This window comes from Streptomyces blattellae, from assembly GCF_009709555.1.
In the GTDB taxonomy this organism is placed as follows: Bacteria; Actinomycetota; Actinomycetes; order Streptomycetales; family Streptomycetaceae; genus Streptomyces; species Streptomyces blattellae.
The window spans coordinates 1-564 of sequence record NZ_WJBG01000024.1 but is presented as its reverse complement, the minus strand read 5'-3'; the positions used below and the strand labels follow the sequence as shown (position 1 = coordinate 564).

Sequence of the window (564 nt, the reverse complement as noted above, 5' to 3'; positions counted from 1 at the left end):
GCCGGCCAGGGTCGCCGCGTGGATGTCCTGCGGCCCCAGCCGCGCGCCGAGCTGCCCCATGACGCCGAGGTAACCCATCAGGTCCATGTCCACGGCCGCGGTACGCAGCGCCGACTGCCACACGTGCCGGTGGGTGTCGACGAACCCGGGCAGCACCACCCGGTCGGTGGCGTCGATGACGGTGGCGCCCTCCGCCGGCAGGCCGGGACCTACGGCACTGATCCGGCCGTCCTCGATCAGAACGTCCGTATGGGGATGGACGACCGGCTCGGGCTCGGTGTCGATGACGTGGCCGTTGCGGAGCAGGATGCGGGTGTCGGTCATGGTGTTGCCAATCTCTTTCGACTCAAGGACGGGGCTGGAAGCCTGCATGGGCCGCGTTCCTGGACGCGATGGACAGGGGCGTGCGGGCACCGGCGGAGCAGAGCGCCGGTCATGCCACGCCGGCGAACATCCGACCGCAGACGGGACCTGCCGCGAGGTGTTCAAGCTCAACCACGCTCAGCCCGGACAGCGAACGACCGTCAGACACGTGGCCTCCACGTGGACGAGTAAGTGCGGAGA

General features: G+C 69.5%; 1 pseudogene. It reads right to left on the bottom strand.

The window, feature by feature from the left end:
• Positions 1–324 (bottom strand): annotated as a pseudogene (locus GFH49_RS00800) (amidohydrolase family protein); the annotation flags it as partial.
• Positions 325–564 lie beyond the last annotated feature (240 nt).